At 53.1% G+C, this 23,152-nt stretch carries 20 protein-coding genes; 4 read left to right on the top strand and 16 right to left on the bottom strand.

Annotated features, from left to right (window positions below; genetic code table 11):
- Window positions 1–97: 97 nt before the first annotated feature.
- The 14 genes from ACN0YN_RS16790 to ACN0YN_RS16725 form a co-directional block, all read right to left on the bottom strand.
- On the bottom strand, window positions 98–2,122 hold the full coding sequence (locus tag ACN0YN_RS16790) for an ATP-binding protein (protein ID WP_417386183.1): 2,025 nt from the start codon (window positions 2,120–2,122) through the stop codon (window positions 98–100).
- On the bottom strand, window positions 2,122–2,808 hold the full coding sequence (locus ACN0YN_RS16785) for a hypothetical protein (RefSeq protein ID WP_417386182.1): 687 nt from the start codon (window positions 2,806–2,808) through the stop codon (window positions 2,122–2,124). Before ACN0YN_RS16785 ends, ACN0YN_RS16790 begins: the two co-directional genes overlap by 1 nt.
- A gap of 359 nt (window positions 2,809–3,167) precedes the next feature.
- A complete protein-coding gene (locus tag ACN0YN_RS16780; RefSeq protein WP_417386181.1) occupies window positions 3,168–3,965 on the bottom strand; it encodes a transglutaminase domain-containing protein in 798 nt (265 codons plus the stop codon).
- 209 nt (window positions 3,966–4,174) lie between these two features.
- Window positions 4,175–5,167, bottom strand: a complete 993-nt coding sequence (locus ACN0YN_RS16775) for a hypothetical protein (RefSeq protein ID WP_417386180.1) — start codon at window positions 5,165–5,167, stop codon at window positions 4,175–4,177.
- A gap of 182 nt (window positions 5,168–5,349) precedes the next feature.
- A complete protein-coding gene (locus tag ACN0YN_RS16770) occupies window positions 5,350–6,672 on the bottom strand; it encodes a DUF1501 domain-containing protein (protein ID WP_417386179.1) in 1,323 nt (440 codons plus the stop codon).
- Window positions 6,673–6,914: 242 nt separating this feature from the next.
- The gene (locus tag ACN0YN_RS16765; RefSeq protein ID WP_417386178.1) at window positions 6,915–7,304 is read right to left on the bottom strand and encodes a hypothetical protein; all 390 of its coding nucleotides are present in this window, start codon (window positions 7,302–7,304) and stop codon (window positions 6,915–6,917) included.
- 56 nt (window positions 7,305–7,360) lie between these two features.
- Window positions 7,361–8,332, bottom strand: coding sequence for a hypothetical protein (locus ACN0YN_RS16760; protein ID WP_417386177.1), 972 nt, complete (start codon window positions 8,330–8,332; stop codon window positions 7,361–7,363).
- Between the two features lie 66 nt (window positions 8,333–8,398).
- Window positions 8,399–9,451, bottom strand: a complete 1,053-nt coding sequence (locus ACN0YN_RS16755) for a 6-bladed beta-propeller (RefSeq protein WP_417386176.1) — start codon at window positions 9,449–9,451, stop codon at window positions 8,399–8,401.
- 62 nt (window positions 9,452–9,513) lie between these two features.
- Complete coding sequence (locus ACN0YN_RS16750) at window positions 9,514–10,308, bottom strand: hypothetical protein (protein WP_417386175.1); 795 nt, start codon at window positions 10,306–10,308, stop codon at window positions 9,514–9,516.
- A 43-nt stretch (window positions 10,309–10,351) separates the two neighbouring features.
- On the bottom strand, window positions 10,352–11,791 hold the full coding sequence (locus ACN0YN_RS16745) for a sulfatase-like hydrolase/transferase (RefSeq protein ID WP_417386174.1): 1,440 nt from the start codon (window positions 11,789–11,791) through the stop codon (window positions 10,352–10,354).
- Window positions 11,788–13,170: a sulfatase gene (locus ACN0YN_RS16740; RefSeq protein ID WP_417386173.1), complete on the bottom strand. Its 1,383-nt coding sequence runs from the start codon at window positions 13,168–13,170 to the stop codon at window positions 11,788–11,790. The genes ACN0YN_RS16745 and ACN0YN_RS16740 overlap by 4 nt, the downstream gene beginning before the upstream one ends.
- Before the next feature lie 107 nt (window positions 13,171–13,277).
- The gene (locus tag ACN0YN_RS16735; protein WP_417386172.1) at window positions 13,278–13,604 is read right to left on the bottom strand and encodes an Imm8 family immunity protein; all 327 of its coding nucleotides are present in this window, start codon (window positions 13,602–13,604) and stop codon (window positions 13,278–13,280) included.
- Between the two features lie 137 nt (window positions 13,605–13,741).
- On the bottom strand, window positions 13,742–14,974 hold the full coding sequence (locus tag ACN0YN_RS16730; RefSeq protein WP_417386171.1) for an efflux RND transporter periplasmic adaptor subunit: 1,233 nt from the start codon (window positions 14,972–14,974) through the stop codon (window positions 13,742–13,744).
- 55 nt (window positions 14,975–15,029) lie between these two features.
- Window positions 15,030–18,188 (bottom strand): efflux RND transporter permease subunit, encoded by a 3,159-nt coding sequence (locus ACN0YN_RS16725; protein WP_417386170.1) that lies wholly within the window; start codon window positions 18,186–18,188, stop codon window positions 15,030–15,032.
- A gap of 196 nt (window positions 18,189–18,384) precedes the next feature.
- On the opposite strand from ACN0YN_RS16725, the gene ACN0YN_RS16720 reads away from it, so the two are divergent.
- The 4 genes from ACN0YN_RS16720 (at window position 18,385) to ACN0YN_RS16705 (ending at window position 21,145) form a co-directional block, all read left to right on the top strand.
- A complete protein-coding gene (locus ACN0YN_RS16720) occupies window positions 18,385–19,011 on the top strand; it encodes a GntR family transcriptional regulator (protein WP_417386169.1) in 627 nt (208 codons plus the stop codon).
- An 87-nt stretch (window positions 19,012–19,098) separates the two neighbouring features.
- Entirely contained in the window at window positions 19,099–19,686 is a 588-nt protein-coding gene (locus tag ACN0YN_RS16715; RefSeq protein ID WP_417386168.1) for a hypothetical protein, read from the top strand.
- A gap of 138 nt (window positions 19,687–19,824) precedes the next feature.
- Window positions 19,825–20,631: a hypothetical protein gene (locus tag ACN0YN_RS16710; RefSeq protein WP_417386167.1), complete on the top strand. Its 807-nt coding sequence runs from the start codon at window positions 19,825–19,827 to the stop codon at window positions 20,629–20,631.
- A 289-nt stretch (window positions 20,632–20,920) separates the two neighbouring features.
- The gene (locus ACN0YN_RS16705; RefSeq protein WP_417386166.1) at window positions 20,921–21,145 is read left to right on the top strand and encodes a hypothetical protein; all 225 of its coding nucleotides are present in this window, start codon (window positions 20,921–20,923) and stop codon (window positions 21,143–21,145) included.
- A gap of 127 nt (window positions 21,146–21,272) precedes the next feature.
- On the opposite strand, the gene ACN0YN_RS16700 is transcribed toward ACN0YN_RS16705, so the two are convergent.
- Together ACN0YN_RS16700 and ACN0YN_RS16695 are read right to left on the bottom strand one after the other, a co-directional pair.
- Window positions 21,273–22,073 (bottom strand): NIPSNAP family protein, encoded by an 801-nt coding sequence (locus tag ACN0YN_RS16700; RefSeq protein ID WP_417386165.1) that lies wholly within the window; start codon window positions 22,071–22,073, stop codon window positions 21,273–21,275.
- A 4-nt stretch (window positions 22,074–22,077) separates the two neighbouring features.
- Window positions 22,078–23,121 (bottom strand): LVIVD repeat-containing protein, encoded by a 1,044-nt coding sequence (locus tag ACN0YN_RS16695; RefSeq protein ID WP_417386164.1) that lies wholly within the window; start codon window positions 23,119–23,121, stop codon window positions 22,078–22,080.
- Window positions 23,122–23,152 lie beyond the last annotated feature (31 nt).

Here is a 23,152-nt window from a genome sequence, read left to right as displayed (position 1 = left end):
AGTAAAGGCTGCTATCGAGGCGAGATAAACCAGTGGATATCACGCAAAATGTTCCTGATTTTCAGAAAAGATCAGAAATGTGAACGGGAGAAACGCGTCAAAAAGCGGCATTGGTTGCTTCGCAGTGATTCAGATCGATGTTCTTTGTTTTATCTTTTGTCTGACGAATAAAACTGGCGAGAACTTCGACCAGTTTTCTGCGATCGATGGGTTTGGTGAGGTATTCATCACAGCCGGCGTCCAGACATTTCTGTCGATCGCCGCTCATGGCGTGCGCGGTTAATGCAATGATCGGGCCCTGATAGCTGGCTGCTCTCAGTTTTTGTGTGGCCTGATAGCCGTCCAGAACAGGCATCTGCATATCCATGACGATGGCGTCGAAAGGCTGTCCCGCATGCACGGCTGCCATTGCCAGTTCATAGGATATTTTTCCGTTCTCCGCAATTACGGTTTCAGCGCCTGCTTTATACAGGATGAAACTGATCAGTTTCTGATTATCGGGGCCATCTTCGGTCAGGAGGATCCGGCAGTTTTCCAGTGGGAGTGTCTCGAACAGTTCCGGCTGCTGAACTCCGGGTTCTGGTGTTCTCACGATGCAACTGGATTGAATCAGGGGGACATTTTCCAGTGAATCGGTTTCGATGGTGATGGAAAAAATACTCCCTTTTCCGGTTTCGCTGGAAACCCTGATTTCACCACCCAGCAGTTCGGTTAAACGCCTGCTGATCGTCAGGCCCAGACCCGTGCCAGCAAACTTCCGGGTCATCGAACCGTCGGCCTGGGTGAAAGGTTCAAACAGGGAGTCAATACTTGCTTGATTGATCCCGATACCTGTATCAATGACATCAAACTGCAGGCGTGTTGGCTGGTCCGGTAGATCAAGCAGACGAGTGACGACTTTGACCGAACCGGTTTCCGTGAACTTAATCGCGTTGCCGATGGTGTTAATCAGAATCTGGCGTAAGCGAGTCGGGTCTGTCCTGATCGTTTCGGGGAGGGGGCCGTCGATCTGAAAATCGAGAGGCAATCCTTTTGCGATCGCGCGAACATGCATCAACGAATAAATATTGTTGAGCAGAGCGTGCGGCGAACAGTGAACGTGTTCTATCTCCAGTTTTTCTGCTTCGATTTTAGAGAGGTCCAGAATATCATTGATGAGACGGATCAGGTACTGACCATTTTCTTTTATCGTATGTGCGGCTTCAATATTTTCCGGCCGTTTGACACCATCCAGCAGAATGTCATTGAAGCCCAGAATGGCGTTCATCGGAGTGCGGATTTCGTGGCTCATGTTTGCCAGGAAGGCGCTCTTGGCGCGGTTCGCTGCTACGGCTGCTTCTTTAGCAGTCAGCAGTTGCTGCGCCTGTTGTTTCAATTCATCTGTCTGCTGTTTGAGAACCCGGTTTTTCTCGGTAATCGTCCAGTTTGCTGTATGCAGTTCGAGAGTCCGGTTTTTCACTTCAGTTTCGACGAATGCTTTTGTCTCTTCGAGTTCGGCCTGCTGTAATGCGATCGCTTTCATTTCCCGTATATTCTGATGAATGGCAATCAACAGGAACAGGTCTTCGAATACGACCCAGGCACCGTGTTCCACAATCCGCCAGGGGCTGGTGGAAAGTACGCCAAAGATGGCCTGCGGGTAAAACAGACCGAGAACAGAGTGGTCTATGACAACAACCGTAGTGGCAGAGATCAACACACGCCAGTCTCGATAGAATGCCAGAAATGCCAGTGATCCGAAAATATGGAAATGTGTTTCAATCCGGCCACCACTCAGATGGACCAGCAGGGAAGAGGTCAGCATCTGACTGATGGCGATTACGTGTCGGGTTAATGTTGTACCGGGGCGTAACAGCGTCAGCATGACGGGAAACAGGGTAATCAGTCCGCCCAGCAGACAGGCGGCCCAGACATGCACGTGGGTTTGACTACTACTGCCGATCCAGGTGCGCGGCGTAATCCAGAAGGCGGCGGCCATTGCTGCGAGCCACTGCACTATCATCAGACAGGCAAACAGCCGGTCGGTTCTCTGATAGTGTTGGTGCAGATTACTCTGAAACAGCCGATCTGCTCTTTGAGAGACTGAGGGTGAACAAGGCTTTGTCAGTATGGATAGCGACATTACAGTCCCTCCTGACGTGAAATGTTCTGCTCTCCCAGCAAGGGACACCCAAAGGTGAATGTTTCATTTTGCTCTGCTGTTCCATGCAGCAGAATCGATTCAATGGCAGATCTCCCCGCGTTATCACCGGCATGTCCCCTTGAACCGGTGATACCGCCGTGAAACAGCAGATTTCCTTGTGTGTTATAGAGAAGCGTGTATCCGGAGGTCGTCGCTTTAAATAATCTGGCGGTTGTGCCATCCAGGTCACTGAGAACTGTGACGCCCGGAATCGCAGCTGCGGTCTTCCAGAGATCCGTTTTTTCCCAGCCCTTGGGAAATACAGAGGATTTGAAAAATACAATCCGGGCATCCACCCGTTCCGGACCGAGCGTCATGATCCTGGCCAGTTCACTCAGACTGGCAGCTGTACAGGGACAGCGAGGATGAGCAAACATGACCAGCGTCGGTCGCATCCTGTTGCAGGTCATAAGGCTCTCAGGAGGCCAGTCGGCGTCCGCCAGCGAATCTGTACCCGGTGTCGACTGGTATTGCCAGAGCACAAACATCCCATACACCACAGCGCCGAACCAGAGCAGTGTCAAAGTGGAAATACACAGAGACCATGCGGCCTGGTACTTCGGCTTTGTATCTGGTTCCCCTGCTGTGTGCTCGGGGGGTGACAGGTTAATGGAGCTGGCGTTCATAGTTCCTACTCAAAAAAGTGTCGAAGCCGGTCAGATGTCTGCTAGAGTACAAATGAATGTGACAGACACACAATCATATTTTGCGATTCTCAGAATGACGGAATTTTCAATCTATTAGCTGATCCCGCTATCCGAATTAAGATGCGATGGATAACAAGTCTTCATAACCCGCAAAAAACGTCTGAAATAAGGAGGGATTTGCATTCATTTTTAAAGAAAGCATGGGCAGATGGATCAGGTGTTGTCACGTTGCGTGAAGGGAAATAACTCAACCTTCTGGTCGGCAGGAGGGACTTACCGGCAGTATTCAGGAGGTACTGGTGAGAAAGAGTGAGAGCCTCAGGCAGGGCGAATGAATTTCAATACTCGGGCGGGGAAATCTGTTCGACGCTGACCTGCATATTCAGCAGTTCGACAGGATCGCCAAACTGGGTGTAGACGGCGACGTCAGCGGCATCGCGACCATAGGCAATCGCCACCCGTCCGCCATCCAGATTGTTCTGCGTCGGGTCGAACGTGTACCAGCGACCGCCGACATAGGCTTCAAACCAGGCATGCAGGTCCATCGGCTGCAGCGTTTCCAGATAACCGACCACCAGCCGCGCAGGGATCGACAGTGCACGACAGCAGGCGATTCCCAGATGCGCCATATCGCGGCAGACTGCTTGTGTCTTCTGATTGACTTCGCAGGCACTGATGATTTCCTGTCCTTCGCCGGGCGCGTAGCGGATGTTTGTGCGGATATAATCCACAATTTTGTCACACTGGTTATAACCGGGGGCCACTCCTTCCACGAGTGAAGAGGCCATCTGCGAGAAGCGGTCCGATTCGCAGTAGCGGCTGGGTAACAGGAAGGGGAGTGTCTCTTCAGGCAGTTGTTCGACGGGAACAAACGGCGCGCCGGGGCACGTATCAGAGGAGTCGGCGACTTCAATATCAAACGACGTTTTTACCGAAAATGAGCCGGCGGGTGCAACAAGCCGCTGACAGAGATTCCCGTATGGATCGGTAAATTCCACCGCCGAGAGACTGGGCGTCAACACGTACTGTTCGCGACCCACCCATTGCTGACTTCCGCTACGAGGGCGCAGCATCAGCAGAAAGGGAGTATCCACGGGAATATTGAAATCCAGTAAGCAGGAAGCATGCAGCCACATAAAGAATCAGGTCCAGAATGAATTTCCGCGTTTCCGATCCCGCGGGCAGGTTTCAGAAACAGACAATCGCAGTCCGATCTGAGATTCGGCGCGAGCCTCTGATCGTGTGAACGCATTATCCAGGACGGCGAGTCAAAAGAAAGTCCCAATTTGCTCCGTCCAGCGATTCCAGACAAAATGTCGGATCGGTTAAGAATTATGTCAGCAGGTCAATCTTTCTGATCTTCCTCTTCATTTCTAGTAGCCGAGTACTGCGTCAGATACCAGCCCTCCGCGATCCGGTCCGACCGGGTGAGGTGCTCTGTCCAGAATCTGCCCCGAACTTTCTTCAACGGACCACTCTCGGGAGGATGATATTCCAGCCGAAACAGGTAGTGTGGCTCCAGCGTAAAACTGATACCTTCATCTGGAAGTTTCGATATGAAAGATCCCATCGTTTCTTCTGACTCATACCTGGTCGTATCGTGCAAAAAAACTTGCCCCGGTAGTCCTTCATTTGCAAAGAACTTTCCGATTTCAGGCAGCGTTCCCGACTTTGTGGGCCATTTCTCCAGTAGCGGTTTCAAGGCCTTTTCAAACCGGGGAAGGTTCTTTGAGACTCGATAGCGGACTGCATACCAGAGCAGGTTGTCCTGTTGATACACCAGAGTCCCAATGCCACTCACGCAGAGCGTAAACAGAACAATATATTTTTTACTCGCACCATTCAGCAAAATGTGTATTACCGCCAGCAGTATACAAATCACGCTACCACAGAGAACCAGCAGCATCACGCCAATGCGGGGCCCCAGCACTGACAGCGAATGCATTTCCCAATAAAGCGTGGGCTTCCCGGCATCTTCTAAATAACTCGCGCCCAGAAAGTTTAGAAAAAGGAAATCCCGACCGGTTTCATCGGGAATTCCCAGATCAACTCGGGCCCAGGTGTAAGCCGATTGAAAACTGGCATCACACCAGATCCATGCAGGGACAGCGAGCAGGACCAGAAAAAGATAACAGAGTGCCCAGTTTGATGTTCTGGCAGTTGCCTTTCGCGTCACTTCCAGCAGTTTGCGTATTCCACTACGGGAATGCCGCAGCGTCACGGTTAACAGGGCGATCGCCATCAGACAAATCACGGTTCCCGCTACCGGAGACGAATTGAAGCCCAGTACTCCTCCTGCAAACATCAATACGGCAACCACTTGCAGGAAGACTCGCATCAGGCGACCTGACAGCGGGATATGGCCGCACGCCTCGCAGACGTCGGACTGGATGATGCGCAGAATGACCCTGCGATTCTGCCCGCATTTTTCGCATTTCAAAGTCATAACTTTGAAAACGAAGTCATCCGCGACGGGATCAAAGTATCTCAAAAATTGCTGAAAAGAATCTTGTGGTCAACTCAGATCAATTCGCTGATCAGTTCGCGGCGTTCCAGAATGTACCGGGGGCGGCCGCTGTGATCCAGAAATGTGGTCGATGGATCGATGCCCAGATGGCGGTAGAGCATTGCCAGTACATTTTCGGGACGATACGGTGCATCGACCGGTGCGCCCCCCTGGTCATCGGATGAACCAATTACCTGGCCGGTTTTGATGCCGCCCCCTGCCAGGGCGACGCTCATCACGCGTCCCCAGTGATCGCGGCCGGCGGTCTTGTTGAATTTTGGCGTCCTCCCGAATTCACCCATTGCGACCACCATCACTTTTTTGTCGAGCCCGCGTGCATGCAGGTCTTCGACGAGCGCCGCAAACGCACGGTCGTAAGGCACCCCTTTTTCCCGCATCCGTTTGACCAGGTCACGGTGATCGTCCCAACTGGGTCCGGTCACCCGTACCGATGCGACGGTCACCCCGTGTTCGACCAGTCGGCGGGCGAGCAGGATGTTTTGTCCGAAAGGAGTTCTGCCATAACGGTCGCGCGTGGCTTCATCTTCCTGGGAGAGATCGAAGGCGTTGCGTGCAGCGTCTCCCGCGACCATATCGAACGCTTCCCGCGTGAACTGATCGATGGCGTCACCGACACCGTTGTTGTCGATGATTTCCCGGGTGGCGTCGAAGTTTTTCAATAGTGTCTTACGGTCCTGCAGGCGTTTGGAAGTCAATCCACTTAACAGGGTCAGGTTGGGGACTTCGAAGTTTTTGATATCCGCATCGCGGGCAGTGATGAAGGGATTGAAGCCTTTGCCCAGCCAGGCAGCACGACCGTATCGCATGTCGCGTGGCAGTGAGACATACGCGGGGATGCCCTGAGTATTACTGCCGCGCACCTTGGAAGTGATGCAGCCGATGCTCGGCATTTCGTTTTCTCTGTTCTGACGATCGCGCAGGTAATAACCGGTTTGCGTCAGATGACTGCTGGTGCTGTGACTGCCGGAATCGTGATGAATCGAACGGATGACCGCCAGCTTATCGAAGACCCGCGCCTGTTCTTTCATGAACTCGCTGAACTGCACGCCCGGGACGGCGGTACTGATCGAGGTGAGAGGCCCGCGGTATTCAGCCGGTGCCGTTGGCTTGGGATCGTAGGTCTCATGCTGCGCCGGTCCCCCCGCCAGTTCCAGAAAGATAATCGCCGTATCCTGTTTTGCGTGTCCTGCTTCCGCGGCCTGCGCTTTAAGACGCAGAATGTCGGGGAGGGAGACACCCATTAAGCCGGTCAGACCTGCTTTGATTACGGATCGACGTGAAACGCCATCACAAAATTCTGCAGTTCGCTGAGACATTCCTGCTCCTTTCCCTGGTGAGTGAGGTGGGATGGTTGCGGGGTTGGCAATCGTTGCCAGTCGGTGGGACGATAAATCTCTCTATGCTTAGTACTATATCGTGAAAACGACCACGTATCAACACTTGTTAATGTGTTTCAGCCCGAATTTGCCTCCGAAATGGATTCTCAAGCCGCTACAGGTCTGATGGATTGGTTATCTTAACATCACCGACCGCGTTGATTTCCCGGCTATGTTCATTTTTAACTGCTACAGCGAACCAGCGTTGAGTTGATCTTCACTTGACGGAGACCATCCTGAATCCATGTGAGTGTCGTTTTTGTATCTTTTAAGTCATTTAACACGGCCCTGGCATCTTTCAATGAAACCTGTTTTCGCTGTCTGAGTACATGTAGCGCAGGGACAATATCGTTTTGATCATCGAGTACTAATTGCCATTCACCTTCTTCAGCCAGTATCGCTGGTTTCAATTCATCTGGCAGATCACCTACGCCATCAAATTCAATATTCGAACCACAGGATTTACAATTAGCGTGGCCAGACCAGAGCAAGTCCCCCTTGATCAGATGTTGATAATAATTACCAATCTCCGTTCCGCCGCAATTGGAACAGATTGATGTGTACTGTGCCATTAGAACGTCATCCGTACTGCCAATTCCACGAGCATTTTCAATTGAGATTCTCCCGCCTACTTCAATCCCGCCGGTTCTCCCAGCATCTGGATGCTGAGCAGATGATGTGAGGGCATTTTTGTGCCGCGTTCGACGACGGGGATTTTGCCGTCCGTTTCCAGGTCTGTCTTCTTCAGCGTCCAGAGCACCCGTTTGTCGCGGGTGATTTCAAATGCCTGCACGTCGTTGTCCATCCCTTTGCGATGGTGATAGTCGGAGTTGATCACCACCAGGTTGCCGTTGTTGCGCACCTGCACGCCGACCGGATACAAGAGTTCGAAACCGAGGTCGTCCTGCTTGTCCAGCTCCCAGGTGATCTTTCCCTCTGGGTCGACTTCGATGATGCGATACGAGGTAATACAGGGGATCAGCGTGCGACCGTTGGGCAGGCGGATTGCGGTGAAGGCGCGATCGTTGTCGTTTAATTTATACCGCCAGACCTCTTTGCCGTCGGCGTTGAGTTCGAGAATCAACTTGTTGTCGCGATACGAAATCAGATACGTGCCTTGAGGCGTCTTGCGGGCCTGCATATAGCGGTTGTGAACGTTCTTGCCGCCGTCAGGCAGATCGATGCTGTGCGTCACACTCTGATCGCGGTCGACCTCCAGCAGCTTCTGATTGCCGCAATCCAGGATCAGCACCTTTCCGTCGGGCAGAGGCTGGCAGGAGTTGATTTCCTGCTTGCCCGGTTCCCGCGGGATTTTATAATCCCAGACCGTTTTCTGATCGAGCGTTACTTCCCGCACGCCATAGCGATGACAGAACAGCACGTTCCCGTTCGGCAGCTGCCAGGCATCGTAGACCGTTTCGATGTCCGCAGGATGATAATGCCAGACGATGTGATTCTGTTCGTCCAGCTGCAGCACGCCTTCCCCGTAGCCGATCAGCAGTTGACGTGGCGGGCTCTTTTCTTCCGCTGCTGCTGACGGAGTCATCGGTAGCAGGAAGCAGAACAGTACAGTGAGGCAGAGGTTATAAAAGTATTTCATGGTGCGCTTTCGATTGAGTTCAGCCGGTGATGGATTCCTGACTGATCGGATTATGAAGCAGTCGTTTTATGTAGTCGTCTCGGGGACCAGCTTGACCGGATACGTGTTGCCGGACGCGAACTGGGGGACATAAATCGCGCCGTCGGCTGCGACGACCAGATCGTGTGGATGTCGGAAAAAGCTGCCCTGCTGCTGCATCGGTTGTAATTTTCCGTCAACATACTGAGGCGGGGTACCACCGATGTTGGAGACGATTTTGTAATCGCGATCCAGCACCGAAATATAGCCGCGACTGTCGCGGTCTTTCGGCCAGTTATCCGCCAGGTGGGGGACGAACATGTGTTCGCCGACAATCTGGATCATCCGCGGATTCGAACCGGGCAGGGCGATTTCTTCAATCAGTTTCCCTTCCAGCGTGAGCCGCTTGATTGTCTGCTGATCACTCATCGCGATCACCAGTTCGGGTTCGCCTGGACCGCGAGTATCGATCACACCTCCGTGTGGTCCCCAGTGGGCGATGCCCCCTTCCGGTCCGCCGAAGTAGTGCAGCAGCTTGCCGTCACGATTGTAACGCATGATGTAATCTTTGCCGTAGCCGTCGAGCACGAAGAAATCGCCGTCAGGCAGATGCAGCGTCCAGGCGGGTCGATACTCTTTTTCGCTGGCGTATTTGCCCGTTGATTTGGGATAGGTCAACTCCATCAGAATCTCGCCGTCCAGTGTGGTCTTGAAGACGCGATGCAAGTTGAGATCGGTGATGAAGAGCACTTCGCGATCGTCCTCTTTGACGATCTCCAGACCATGTGCGCCGGGAAACCGCGTGCCCCATTTCTTCAGCAGTTTTCCGTCTTTGTCATAAACGATGACATTATTCGCCAGGTGATCGGTGAGCAGATAAATCCGCTCCTGCGCATCGACGACCATCGCACTGCAGTTCTTGACCGGCGTTTTTTCATTGAGGACACCCCAGCCCGCGACGGGGCGGTACTGAAAGACGCCTTGTCCCAATACAGGCAACGGTTGTTCTTCCGCTGTCAGTCGCCCCACTCCCAGCGCACAGGCCCCGGTGAGCAGACTCTGGTAGAGAAAATCGCGACGGTGCAGTTGGTGGTGATGCATGGAAGACTCCTGTGGCTTTATTTGAGGAAGTGAGATGGCTATTCAATGTCTTAGATTATGTTTCATTTAACAAAGTCTTGTTCACCGATATCATGCCACTCACCCTCGCCCGAGTAATAATTGATCGATTTCTCATTCGTGATTTCAATCAAATTCAAATGTTCTTCAATTTTATAGAATTTATTAAAATCGTCATCCGACAGTATTAGTGCCTTCAATCGTCCTTTGGGAATCATTGGCTCTGTAACGGCCTCATGCTTTTTGATTGTCACTGCAGGCAGTTGCACAGACAGGGGAGGAATGACCGTACTGAAACGCCAGGATTCAATAATCGCCTCAGGCGTATTGGCATAAGCACCATACGCTCCATTCGGGTAACCAAACTTCTGAAGCTCCTGATACCAGTTCTCGTTATACTTGAGACCGATATGCTTTTTCTTCCAATCATAGTCTTCATTATAAAAGAACAGGCTCAAACCGTTGATCTCCATCAATTCTGTTTTCTTGTCTCTAGGATTATCATTCACCGAGTTTGGCGATTCACCCAGAACATGAAGAAGTAACGGTCGTATTTGTCTGATATCGTAATAAGCAGTTTTGATCTGTTTCGCCAGATTTCTATTCTGCTTTCCCAGTGAAAGCCGTTGATAGCCGGAATTGTAGAGATTAAATCCATCCCGGTTATCTTCGAATGCATAATCCGGATCCTTATCCAGCTTCTTCAAGACCTCTTCTGTTATCACGGTGTTAAAAAACGCGTCTCCAGGTAAAAAATACCCTGGGTAAGGAGGACGATCAGTGGCAGCCAGTCTCTGACCGTTTGCTAAATAGATCAGGAGTAAAAATGATACGGTCATGCAGCGAACAGCCATGCGTTTTCTCCGATTCCATTTTGAATCATCAATCATTGGGGTTCACAATATTCCGCCAGTCGGGGTAGTTGGGCCGCTCTGTTGCTTTCGGGCCTCCTTTGACCGGCGGTGCGGGGGGGATCAGTGAGAGCGTCTGCTGCAGCATCACGCGGGTCTGTTCTCCCTCGGCGCCGGCGCTCCCTTCTGCAAGGTTCTGTTTCTCGGTCAGATCAACGGGGACATGAAAAAACCGGCCGTCGCGGTACAGTTTGAAACCGGCGTTCCGCACGTACTGATCCCCCTGGAATCGTCCCCAGTAAGGCTGGTAGTGATTCAGCACCCACTCCCGGGGCTGCCCCGCTTCGCCATTGAGTTGAGGCAGAAAACTGCGGCCGTCGATGGGATCTGCTTTCCCCAGTGAGACACCTGCCATCGCGGCGAACGTCGGATAGAAATCGGTGAAGTCGATCAGGTCATTCAGCACTACTCCGTGAGGCGTGTGCCCTTTCCAGTACGCGACTAGAGGCACATGGGTGCCCATGTCGGTGGTCGAACCTTTGCCGCCATGAATCATTCGGCCGTTCCATTGAGAGGTGATTTGCACGTTCGTGCCGTTGTCGGCGGTGAACAGGATCAGCGTATTCTCCAGCTGACCGACCTCTTCGACCTGTTGGACCAGCTTGCCGACGATCTTGTCCAGGTAATTGACCATCGCCACAAAATTGGCTTTGCGGGCCTGCTTGCCTTTCGGCTGTTTGTTGGCGGCCTGTGTCCGTGGAGCAGCGCCAATCGTATCGGGGGTGGGCACAAACGGATTGTGGACCAGCGTCGTCGGGTAATAGACGAAGAAGGGCTGATCTTTGTTTTTTCTGATGAAGTCACACAGGAAGTCTGACATGATATCCGGCCCGTATTTCCCTGCATTATCTTCAATCGTGAGGAACTTGCCATTCTGTTCCAGAGGCGGACTCCAGAAACGCTCGCCGCCCCCGTCTTTGATCTTCGTGCCCGTCGTCACCTGCCAGAGACAGTATTCATCAAAGCCCGCTTTGAACGGTCGCGTATTGTCGTCGTGCCCCTCTGCACCGTGATAGAGCCCATTCAACTGCCACTTACCGGCAATCGCGGTCTTGTAACCCGCCGACTGCAGCAGCTGACCGAAGGTTTTTTCTTGCGGATTCAGGTAGCCGAAATGGGAGTAATTGCGAAAGTTGTATTTGCCCGTCATCAGCTTGACGCGGGACGGCGTACAGAGAGGCGTCGAGTAACAGTTGGCGAAGCGGATACCCTGCTGTGCCAGTCGGTCGATGTGCGGCGTTTTGTAATCATCGGCACCGTAACTGCCGAAACATTCCCAGCTGACATCATCGGCCATGATGAGAATGATGTTCGGTTTGCGCGGTTCTGTCGACGCCTGCTGTGCGATGGCATCGCTGGCAAAGAAGCCTGCTGTGATGATCAACAATAAACTGACAACGAGTTCTTTCATTTCTGCTTCCGTTTCTTTTTCTTTCCGCCACCTCTGGTGTGCTGGTCGGCTTCGAGTTCGGTCTGCTGGCCTTGGTCGCCGCAATGTTTCATCCAGGCGTCGAGCTCTGCTTTCAGTTCAGCCTGCACCGCCGCGTACTCCGGTTTGCCGGCCAGGTTATGCCACTCGAACGGGTCCTTGTGGATGTCATAGAGTTCAATCGCGGGGCGTTTTCTGTAGCGACGGACTTTATCGGCTGCGTCGGCATCGCCGGCGGCGGCTTTCGCTTCCCAGCTTTTGAACTCGGGTGAATTCATAGCGACGTTACGAAATTCGATTTCAGGTGTGAAGTTCCAGATGTATTTGAAGTCTTTGGAACGGACCGAGCGAATGCCGAATGTGGGAGAACCGTTGATGATGCCGCGCGTGGTCATCTCGCCGAACACATGGTCTTTGTGCTCCTGCTTCCCAGCGAAGACGGGCAGCAGACTTTTCCCATCGAGCACCGGAGCGGGTGTGCCTCCCGCGGCTTCCACGTAGGTGGGGACCACGTCGACGTATTCAATCATCGCGTTGTTGACCGTGCCGGGCTGAATTTTACCGGGCCAGCGGGCGATCAAGGCGGACTGCAGGCCGGAATCGTAACAGGTCCACTTGGCGAACGGCATGCTGCTTCCCTGTTCGCTGACGACGATGACCAGCGTGTTATCACGGAACCCATGCTGGTCGAGTTGATTGAGGATGCCACCGACTTCTTCGTCGAACACAGTGATCTCCGCCAGGTAGCGGGTCATGGCCTCGCGCGTTTCCGGCGTATCGACAAAGTAGGGGGGGAGCTTCAACTGGCTGGCGTTGTAGCGGGACGGATCTCCCTGATCCCAGGGCGTGTGTGGTTCCCGCGAGCAGAAGAAGATGCAGAACGGATCGTCGCGTCCCTGGCACTCTTTGAAAAAATTGTCGGCTGCTTGCACCAGTCCTTGACCTTCCGGTTTCTCAAACGGGAAGACACCTTTCGGGCCGACGTGGCTTTTTCCCGTGAGCGCCACCCGATAGCCAAGCGGTTTCAGATAGTGCACGATGCTTTTTGTTCCGCGATTGGCCTGCGTGTGATTGGGGTAGGCTCCGGTTTTCACCGGATACTGGCCAGTATAAATATTGTGCCGGGTAGGGGAGCACATGGGCGCTGCCTGAAAGCAGCGGGTGAACCGCATGCCTTCGGTTGCCAGCCGGTCGATGTGCGGTGTATGGGCCTGGCCGCCGTAACAGCCGATGTCGCGAAACGTACAGTCGTCGGCGATGATGAAGACAAAGTTCGGCTGCTTCGCTTCCGTCGAATCGACAATGGCAAAACAGAGCATTGCCACCAACGCGAAGAATGAAATCCCGTATCGCCTGCGCATGATATCACTTTCCTGAAGAGCGCCTCAGAAGATAGAACAGTAGATATCATGCTACCCGGTGAAGACGCCTGCGCACAGGTATTTCCGCGGAATTCGGGACGGGAGGTTTAATTCATCCCTTCGTATTCCCATAACCAGTAGCGGGCCAGTAACTGGTAGGGATCTTCAGAGAGGTTTTTCGAAATGGTTTCCTCAATAAATTGATTGATCTTGGCGATGGTATCCTCTCGACTGATCCATTCATCAAGCAGGAATAAATGACGTTTATCGGTAAGACGTTTGAGTGCCGTACGCGTACAAAGCTGTACCTCATAATTGCAGCCTGCTCCATTTTCACCAACAGTAAGCGAGACCATTTCGTGAATGTCCCATGGTTCGGGGGGAACCCAATCCGGTTCCTGATCATAAAAATAGAATGATATCACCTCTAACATATCACGGAGCCGGTTGTACTTAAGGTGAAAATATTTTGAAAAGGAAGTTCCTGCGAATGTCTGACACTTAGATGATACACCAGGTTACCATATTCAACCAGATTTTGTAGTTCAAAGTTCCGCCATGATGATGTGTTTCACTCGCTGCGTTCGACGGGATGCACGCGGGTCCCTTCGGGGAGATCGTCGCCGGGGCGGAGTGCCAGCAGTTCTCCCCCTTTGAGGCCGGTCTGTATTTCCAGGTGCGAGCCGAAGTCCTGGCCGATGGTGACCGGGTGATAGACGATTTTCTGTGCGTCGTTGATGACGGCGACGCGCGTGCCTGTGCCGCGGGTGATCAGGGCTGCGGAGGGAATGCGGACCCGCTGCGTCTCATCGAACTGCAGATGGGCGCGCACATACATGCCGGGCAGCAGTCGCTGGTTCGGATTGTCGACCTGGATCTCTACACGCAGCGTGCGTGTTTCCGGCGAAAGTGAATTCGTGGTGCGTGTGACTTTCGCGGCGATCTGTTCGTCGGGGTGTTCTCGGCGTTGCAGTTGGACTTCATCGCCGGGTTTGATCTGGGTGCTCCATTCCTGCGGGACATCGACAAAAACCCGCAGGACATCAATCTGGGCGACGCGAAACAGTTCGGCTGCCTGACCGGGCTGATCGCCGGCGACAAGTGCACCGGGATCGTAACTGCGGGCAGTGATCACGCCAGCAAAGGGGGCGCGGATCTCCTGAAAAGAGACCAGCTTTTCCAGGCGACGGACATTGGCCTGCTGTGCCAGGATGGTGGCTTCTGCGACCCGCTGATTGGCTTTGGCGACCTGCAGCGCGGCTTCGTAATCATCGTATTCCTGTCGGGTTGTAATATCGCGGGCCAGCAGTTTTGCCTGTCGATCAAAACTGACCTGGGCCAGATGCACGTCTGCCAGCATCTGCTCTCGTTTGGCCTTTGATTCGGTCAGTTGCGCACGGGCCTGTTCGAGATTGGCTTCGAGTTCGGGGGCATCGATGCGGGCAAGTAACTGACCCGCTGTGACGCGATCGCCAATATCGACCAGGGTGTCCGTCAAGTAGCCGTCCACGCGGGGATGCAGGGCGGTTTCCCGCAGAGCAAACATGCTGCCGGGCAATGTGATCTCCCGCGCGCCGGCATGGATTTCTGCAGTGCGGGCAATCACCCGCGGGGGCTGGCTGATTTTCTCTGCAACGATCTGCTGCGTGAGTTGCTCGCGCTGCATCCGTGGCAGAGCACCCGCGGCGAACAGGCTGCCAAGGATGACCGGGAAGATCAGAAAGCTCATCCGCAGCAGTGCCCGCCGGGGGCGAGCGGGTGTCGGTGAGACGGGAGTGTTTTCAGTTTGAGTTACGGAGGACATCGGGGTACCTCATCAGGATCAGGTTTCAAAAAAGTATGTCGGTACTGTCGCAGGATTATTCAGTTGAACTTTCTTCAGCGACAGTTGGTCGGGCGCGGCGCAGCAGGCTGTAGATGACGGGAACAAAGATCAGGGTGTAAATGGTGGCGACCGTCAAACCGCCGATGACGGCTCGGCCCAGCGGTGCGTTCTGTTCGCCCCCTTCACCCAGTCCCAGCGACATGGGCAGCATGCCGGCAATCATCGCCAGTGCCGTCATGATTACGGGACGCAGACGCGTGGAACCGGCAGAGAAGGCGGCTTCGAGTGGCGTGAATCCTTCCGCAAGTTGCTGATTGGCGAAGCTGACGACCAGGATACTGTTGGCGGTTGCGACCCCGACACACATCATCATGCCCATGAGTGCGGGAACACTGACCGTGGTATCGGTGGCAAACAGGGCCCAGGCGATACCGCATAAGGCACCGGGCAGGGCCGCCAGAATAATCAGGGGATCGAGCCAGGACTGAAAGTTTACTACCAGCAGCAGGAACACCAGGATCACGGCAAAGACCAGCCCCGCCAGCATGCCGGAAAACGATTCCTGCATACTCTGAATCTGTCCCCGGACGGCAATCCGGCTGCCTTGGGGGAGTTCGGGTTCGAGCTGTGAGATGAGCTGATTCAAATCGCGGGCGACGCTGCCCAGGTCGCGCTGATCGGTGGCGGCGGAGATTTCATAAACGGGTTGTACGTTGTAGTGGCTGAGAACCGCAGGAGAGGTGTCGCGTTCGAGGCTGACCAGATTCTGCAACAGGTGCGGCTGGGAATATTCCTGGCTGTAGACGGGAGTGCTCAACAGTCGTTCGACCGAATTGACCTGTGCCTGGGGTGTCTGGACGGCGACGCGGTAGTTCACACGGTTTTGTGGACTGACCCAGAAGTTAGGGGAGATCTGGTTACTGGACGAAAGCGATACCAGCAGGCTCTGTGCGATATCGTCCTGGTTGAGGTTCAACTCCGAAGCCAGCACACGGTCGACATTGACCAGGAGATCCGGGGCGTCAGTAATCTGCCTGAGCCGGACATCGACGACGCCGGGAATGAGTTCCATCTGCTTCTGCAGTTTCCGGGCAGCCGCCAGGTTCTCTGCGCGTTTGACACCTACGACCTGGACGTTGATGGGCGCGGGTTTGCCGAACGTCAGAATCTGACCGGTGATGTCGGCAGGCATGAAGTAGAACGTGCACTCCGGAAATTTCTCGGCGAGCGTACTGCGTAACTGTCGCATGTAGTGTTGTGTCGGGCGATGTCCCGGTTTGAGGGAGACCAGGATTTCTCCATCAGAGACACTGACGGTATCGTTGTCGATAAAGGCAATGGTGGTGAAGAACGGAGGGATGCCGAGATTATCGAGGATCAGCTCGCGTTCCGCTGCGGGTACGATATCGCGAATGGTATCTTCAATTTTTCCGAAGAGGACTTCCGTTTCTTCGATGCGGGTGCCGGGGGGCGTGCGGACATGCAGTCGGAACTGACCGGCATCGACGGCGGGAAAGAAATCCTGTCCGATCCAGGGGAACAGCAGAAGCGATCCCCCGGCGAACAGACACATGCTGCTTAGAATGAGTCGCGGTCGTGCGAGGGCAGTGTGGAGGACATGATCGAAGTTCGCGCGGAAGTAATCGAACGTCTGTTCAAATTTGCCGTGAAACCAGGCGAAGAACGAGCGGCCGGTTTGCTGATGCGCGTCCACCTCGGAGCCGAGCATCAGCAGCATCAACGTCGGCACCAGGGTGCGCGAGAGAAAGTAGCTGGTGACGAGTGCAAAGATCACCGCCAGGGCAAACGGGACGAAGAGATGTGCTGCGGGTCCGTCGAGGAAGGCAACCGGTACAAACACGATGCAGATCGCCATGGTCGAGACGATTGCGGGCAAAGCGATTTCGCGGGCGCCGTCGAGGATGGCCTGCTTCAGTGATTTTTTCATTCCCAGGTTACGGTGTACGTTTTCGATTTCCACGGTGGCATCATCGACGAGAATTCCAATCGCCAGGGCAAGCCCGCCCAGTGTCATAATGTTGATTGTTTCGCCAATCATCCAGAGGCAGGCGATGGAAGACAGGATCGAGAGGGGAATGGAGATGATCACAATGAAGGTGCTCCGCCACGAACCCAGGAACAGCAGAATCATCATGCCGGTCAACAGCGCCGCGATGACTGCTTCGTGCACGACGCCTTCGACGGCTGCTTTGACGAAGACCGATTGATCGAAGAGCAGATCCAGTTTGAGTTCGGGGGGAAGTTGTGCCTGGATGCGGGGCAGGGCTTCGCGGATTCCATTGACGACTTCAATGGTGGAAGCCCCTTCCCCTTTGAGGACGGTCATCAGCACACCCCGTTTGCCGTCGCGGCGGACGACGTTTGTCTGCACCTGGTAACCGTTGTGAACCTGGGCCACATCACTCAGGAAGACGCGGGCACCGTTTTCCGTTTTGATGGGAATCTGGCTGAAGGCGTCGACCATTTCCGGGCTGCTGTTGAGGCGGACGTTGTATTCGGTGTCGGAGATCTTCACGGAACCGGCGGGGATAATCAGGTTCTGGGCATTGATGGCATCGCTGATGTCCGCCGGCGAAAGGCCGCGGGCATACAGGGCTTCCAGATCCAGGTCGATCATGATCTGTTTGGGTTTGCCACCGAAGGGCTGGGGAACGCGGGCACCGGGAATGCTGCCGAACCGCTGGATGATAAAGTTCGCCGTGTAGTCCGCCAGTTCCTGTTCGGTGAGTGTGTCGCTGCTGACGGCGATCTGCACGATGGGCACACTGGTGGCGCTGTAACGGACGATGTAAGGAGGATTGATGCCCGGCGGCATATTTTTGAGTACGGTCTGACAGGTGGAAGAGACCTGGGCGATTGCAGTTCCCATGTCGGCCTGGGGCTGGAAGTAAATCCGGATGACGCCGACGCCGTTAAGTGACTGGCTTTCGATGTGCTCAATGTCATTCACCGACGCGGACAGCACGCGTTCGTTATTGAGAATGATCCGGCGTTCAATGTCCGCTGCCGGCATGCCCTGGTATGACCAGACCACTGTGACGACGGGGATATCGATCTCGGGGAAAATGTCCGTGGGGAGACGGAACAGACTGACCAGCCCCAGAATCAGGAGTAGAATCGAGGCCACGATGAAGGTGTAGGTCCTGCTGATGGCGAGTTTGACAATCCACATAGTCTTGTGTCCAATGAATCAGCAACGTGTTGTCGGTCAGTCGGGCGGGCACCGCAGTCCTGAGGGCAGGCGATCGGGGGAGGGCAAATGCAAATACATTCGATATCGTCTGGTTTTGGTCTCAGGAATATGATATATTATCGATAATCGATAATATTGCAAGAGAAATTGTGACTAGACAGGAAAAGAGCAACCCATGGAGAAGGACCGGATCTGCGATCTCATTCGGAAAGCGTTGACCGAACGGATTCTGGATGGCACGTACGGGGCAGGTGATAAACTGATCGAACTTCATATAGCAAAGGAGTTTGGGACAAGTCAGGCGCCGGTGCGTGAAGCATTGAAAGAGCTGGAATCGGCGGGTCTGGTACAGTCGGAACCTTATCGGGGAACGCGGGTCCGCGCGGTGAGTGCCCGGGAAGTCCGGGATGCGTATTTTGCCCGGGGACTGCTCGAACAGGGCGCAGTCGAGTCCGCTGTGTTGAATTTACAGGTCCATTTAGGGGAATTACGGGCCGTTTACGAGGCGATGCTGCAGGCGGCGCGGGCCCGAGACTACGCGATGCAGGCGACCTGTAATCATCAGTTCCACCGGATGATCGTCGAGAATTCTGAAAATGAAGTGCTGTTACGGCTGTGGGATTCGCTGGCATTTGAAGCGCGAACGCGGGCCCGTTTGAATCGACCCGAGGCGGACCCGGAGCAGGATGTGCTGTCACATCTGCCGATCCTGGAAGCCATCGAAGCGGGGGACAGTGCTACCGCGGGACTGCTGTTACGTAACCACGCGAATTCCTTTGCCCCCGAGGTGGAGGAAGAGTGAACCTGGAAAATCTTTGTGATCCAGGGAGGGAATCGGTTACATTAGACAGATTGTCCGGTGAACCTGAATCTGCCCACTGAGTATGTCATGATCCGGGTTGATGAAGTCTTTAAGACTCTTGAAACGGAGAGAGTGATGTTACACAAGGTTTCATTTGTCGCTGTCATGGCGATTGCCAGCTGTGCTTTTGCAGCTGATGTGCGGCCTCATTATGGGAAATTGACCGTTACTGAAGAGCTGATTCGACGAGAGATTCTCCGACTTGGCGGAGACTGGGAGTCAGGAGAAAAAACTAAGCTGGTCTCTTTTATTGGCGACAAATTCGAAAGCAGACATTTCGAAATGTTGACTCACGTTCCCACTCTGGAAGGTTTTTATGTTGATACATGTGCCATTGATGAATATGCCCTGTCATGCCTTTCCCAAGTACATCAGCTTGAGCGGCTGGACTTCGTAGAATGTAAGCTGGAGCCTGAGAGCTTTTCGCTGCTGCGAAGCAATCGTGAACTCAAGGAACTCATTTTTGATTCCGTGATCATACCGGATCGATTAATGACCGAGCTTGCAAAACTTCCGAATCTCAACAGCATTTCCTTTATCGACTGTAAAGGGGTAACGAAGGAGCAGATCTCGACCTTGAAAGCGGCATTGCCCAAGGTGCAGATCAGTTATTAAAGCGAAGGACAGAGTTCTGGGCCGATTGATACTCTGTGTGGTAAGCACCAGTACTTCTACATCAATGAAGTACCCATCAGAATGTTTATAACGACTTAAATGGGAGTTTTAAACGTGATGTATTCAAAATCAATATCGATGTTATTGATTGCCGTTCCCCTTTTTTTAAATTCTGAATTAAGGGCTGATAACCCAATAGGAATAAATGCTTACTCAGGTAAATGGGCCTATGTTCGCGATCCCTCTAAGACCATGTATGACATTAATCATGTTGATGGTCAGATAGTGATCGACTCATTACTCAAGGACCAGGTCGTGAGCAACATCAAACATAATCCTCATTCGTTGAGTTTCTTAAGAACATCTTCCGAAGTTAATCCTCAAACCGGAACGACGGATACGATCAATGTCATTTTAATACCGGACGGAAGATCAAATGCCAACATGTTTGAAGTGTCTTTCATGGAGTCTGAAGAATTACAACTAACTGCAGACATAAAATTAGTCCTGCTAATGTCTAGAGTAAAAAGTGGAAACAATCAAATCGAAGGAAATACAGGAATCTCAAAAGAGCAGTCGAAGCGTGCCCTGGAAAACATTTATACAAAGCAATGGAGTTTAAGCGAATTACAATGCCTGGATGCGGATTACAAGATATCAGTACAACTATTAAGAATGAAAAATCGTGTCCAGGCTGTCTTTACTCATCGCGGTAATAAAACGCAAGTACCTGCGAAAGTAGTTGATAACACCGTAACTATATCAATTGATCCCAATAAAGATGATGACTTGAAATCGATTCCAATATTTCGAAATGGTAGGAAATATCATTTTCAGTTGATACCTCTGTGCGGTCATCAAGACCATCTAATACTCAAGGTGTGCTCAAAAAGAGATGACGACACTGTCTGCTTATATTACATGGTTCCTTCAATAGCCAAATGACTGCTCTTGTGAAAAGAGACCTTGTCCATTTAATCTCCCTGTTTCAATTCAGTGCGCAGTTTTCATCTCTCGGGTTGCGTTCACTTTTCCTATAATGTGCGTCGGGTGAGAGGTCTGGTTTTCAGGCACTGTCGGACAAGCCGACAGATGGCACCCGTGGTTTAAGTGAGCAGAGCGAGGTGGATCTTTGATGTTTCTAATGAGAGCATGTCATCTCATAATGAAGTTCAGTTGCAGGTCAATTCGATGTTGCCGATTTTCTGCAGGGGCGCGGGGGTGTCAAGGGGAGATGAACAGAATCGGGTGGCGATACTGGTTGATGTATGTTGATCCGGGGGCGACATCGGGGTGTCGCGGGACGATGCCGGGGCGATGTCGTGTCGATCCGCACGACATGTTTGAGCAGGCTTTTACTAAAATCATGCGGAAACGAGAGGCTTTGTTAGTGCTGACTTCGACACTGATTCTGTTTCTGCAAGTGAAGAAATACTGGACCACGCGCGCGACTCATTAGAGCGCTTATCATGTTTCGCGGCGCGGCGGAGTCAAGTCGAATTTTTTCAGTAGAACAGGTAAACAGACATGGACTAAATCAATCGATTGGCGCGACATTCACATTGGCGAATCGAGCGGGCCGCTCATCAGCGAATGTCAGAATAAGGCAGCGGGATCAGAAAACGCGACCTGATCTTTGAAATGGTGGACTGGAATTCCTTCCTCTGCCGAACCTGTTCCCAGCGGGGATCGGCGCGGAAAGTTCGCCAGTGTTCTTTGTGCACTGCTTCATTATCTGCAGACAGGAGATAGGTCAGGTTGGGAATTTGATTCCCGATCAATGTTTCCCCAAAAAAGACAGGAGCCAGCCCCGCGTCGCGCATCAGTTTGTCCAGCCGACCTTCATTGAACATGTCGACCGTCAGACGTGCCAGCTTCAGATTAGGGCTCTCATACGTCCGCAATTCAAACAGGTGCGGCATAGTACCTGTAGGCAATTCCAGAACCGGTGATCCGGCGAGACTCTTCAACAGCTGGCTCTCCCTCCGCTGCCAGATCGGTGCCTCTGCTGTCTGAGTAAAAAAGTCTTTCGCTGCACGCTGGAACTCGCTGTCGGAGTTCAGCCGCTCGTTCCATTCGCTGAATACTTCAAGTGACGCAAAGGGAAGTACCACCGTCAGACAGCGATCTTGCTGCATGTCTGTGCTCTGAAACACGCCTGCCGGACAGTCTGAAATCCGTTTCAATGCCGGCAGCAGTGCATGCTCCAGATAGTCGCTCAATCGGTGCTGACTCATTTCATCCGACAGGTAACAGGTTCGCAGTTCATAAAATTCCCGCTTTTTTGCAGACGAATCAGCCGGCAAGGCACGCGTCGCGCCGAGGGCGAACATCGATGCCAGCGAACCGGTCAGAAAACGCCGCCGCGGTAGCAGTTCTAGGATCATGATTTTACTTTTTCTCTAATTGGTCGCGGTCAAAGATCACCAGGCTGCTTCCATCACGTGAAGCCACATACAGCAGGTTGTCGCGTACCGCTGCCCCGTACGTTTTCTGCATCAGAACATGGTCCTGATACGAGGTAACGAATCGTGGATTTTCCGGATCGGAAATATCGACCACGGCGATCCCGTTTCCATCCACCATGGGCAGATAGGCACGGTCGCCTGCGACCACGCAGCGATTCGGCGCCCCCAGCCGTTTGTCGATCAGTTTGGCATACAGCTTGGGATTTCCTGCCTCGGCCACATCAAAAATCAGAAACGCGTTCTTGTCCCAGTTGACGGAATAATAACGATCATCCAGAACCTGCCCGCTGACCTGTCCGATTTCCGGACCGAAGACCTGAGTCGTCAATCGTGGTTTGGCAGGATTGCTGATATCAATCACGGCCAGCCGATTCTGTCGGCCGCGGATTGTTCCCACCAGTGCATAATCGCCGTGCAGCAGCACGCTGAAGGGACCATCATCTTCAGGAGTCACGATGGCAGACCCGACGACCTTCGGCGCTGCCGGATCCCGTACGTCGATCACGAAGAGTTTCCTCAAATCGGTATTGGGAATAAAGCAGTAACCGTTGCGGTAGGCGAGCTTATACAAACGCCCTTTCCCTCCCACAGGCACAGAACCCAGCAGGCGCAGGTTCTTCTTGTCGCTCGCGTCGAGCACCAGCAACCGGCTACTGCTCATGGAGGTCACATAAATCGTATCTCCATCCCGGTCGAAGCCCGAAGTAATACCCAGTAACGGATGTCTGAAAGTGGAAACCACCTGGGGGTGTGCGGGATCTTTAATGGAACAGACCGTCAACCGCTGCCCTCCCCGGCAGGGCACAAAGGCATAATCGCCATCGAGATAAATATCTTCCGCACCCTTCAGGTTGCTGGTATCGACCAGCTGTCCCAAAATGGGAGAGTCGGCAGCAACCAGCGACAGCTGAGGGATCAGAAGAATGACAGCGAACGGGAATACAAACCAGAAACGTTGATGAAGCATTTGAAAACCTTAATCAATTCAAAACAGTAAA

It is taken from the genome of Gimesia sp. (assembly GCF_048260065.1).
Lineage (GTDB): Bacteria > Planctomycetota > Planctomycetia > Planctomycetales > Planctomycetaceae > Gimesia.
This window is presented reverse-complemented; position numbering and strand designations above follow the sequence as displayed.

Coding starts and splice junctions, on each gene's coding strand:
- ACN0YN_RS16790 (WP_417386183.1), bottom strand. CDS start 2,122: ATGTCGCTATCCATACTGACAAAGCCTTGTTCACCCTCAGTCTCTCAA.
- ACN0YN_RS16785 (WP_417386182.1), bottom strand. CDS start 2,808: ATGAACGCCAGCTCCATTAACCTGTCACCCCCCGAGCACACAGCAGGG.
- ACN0YN_RS16780 (WP_417386181.1), bottom strand. CDS start 3,965: ATGTGGCTGCATGCTTCCTGCTTACTGGATTTCAATATTCCCGTGGAT.
- ACN0YN_RS16775 (WP_417386180.1), bottom strand. CDS start 5,167: ATGCGAGTCTTCCTGCAAGTGGTTGCCGTATTGATGTTTGCAGGAGGA.
- ACN0YN_RS16770 (WP_417386179.1), bottom strand. CDS start 6,672: ATGTCTCAGCGAACTGCAGAATTTTGTGATGGCGTTTCACGTCGATCC.
- ACN0YN_RS16765 (WP_417386178.1), bottom strand. CDS start 7,304: ATGGCACAGTACACATCAATCTGTTCCAATTGCGGCGGAACGGAGATT.
- ACN0YN_RS16760 (WP_417386177.1), bottom strand. CDS start 8,332: ATGAAATACTTTTATAACCTCTGCCTCACTGTACTGTTCTGCTTCCTG.
- ACN0YN_RS16755 (WP_417386176.1), bottom strand. CDS start 9,451: ATGCATCACCACCAACTGCACCGTCGCGATTTTCTCTACCAGAGTCTG.
- ACN0YN_RS16750 (WP_417386175.1), bottom strand. CDS start 10,308: ATGACCGTATCATTTTTACTCCTGATCTATTTAGCAAACGGTCAGAGA.
- ACN0YN_RS16745 (WP_417386174.1), bottom strand. CDS start 11,791: ATGAAAGAACTCGTTGTCAGTTTATTGTTGATCATCACAGCAGGCTTC.
- ACN0YN_RS16740 (WP_417386173.1), bottom strand. CDS start 13,170: ATGCGCAGGCGATACGGGATTTCATTCTTCGCGTTGGTGGCAATGCTC.
- ACN0YN_RS16735 (WP_417386172.1), bottom strand. CDS start 13,604: ATGTTAGAGGTGATATCATTCTATTTTTATGATCAGGAACCGGATTGG.
- ACN0YN_RS16730 (WP_417386171.1), bottom strand. CDS start 14,974: ATGTCCTCCGTAACTCAAACTGAAAACACTCCCGTCTCACCGACACCC.
- ACN0YN_RS16725 (WP_417386170.1), bottom strand. CDS start 18,188: ATGTGGATTGTCAAACTCGCCATCAGCAGGACCTACACCTTCATCGTG.
- ACN0YN_RS16720 (WP_417386169.1), top strand. CDS start 18,385: ATGGAGAAGGACCGGATCTGCGATCTCATTCGGAAAGCGTTGACCGAA.
- ACN0YN_RS16715 (WP_417386168.1), top strand. CDS start 19,099: ATGATCCGGGTTGATGAAGTCTTTAAGACTCTTGAAACGGAGAGAGTG.
- ACN0YN_RS16710 (WP_417386167.1), top strand. CDS start 19,825: ATGTTATTGATTGCCGTTCCCCTTTTTTTAAATTCTGAATTAAGGGCT.
- ACN0YN_RS16705 (WP_417386166.1), top strand. CDS start 20,921: ATGAACAGAATCGGGTGGCGATACTGGTTGATGTATGTTGATCCGGGG.
- ACN0YN_RS16700 (WP_417386165.1), bottom strand. CDS start 22,073: ATGATCCTAGAACTGCTACCGCGGCGGCGTTTTCTGACCGGTTCGCTG.
- ACN0YN_RS16695 (WP_417386164.1), bottom strand. CDS start 23,121: ATGCTTCATCAACGTTTCTGGTTTGTATTCCCGTTCGCTGTCATTCTT.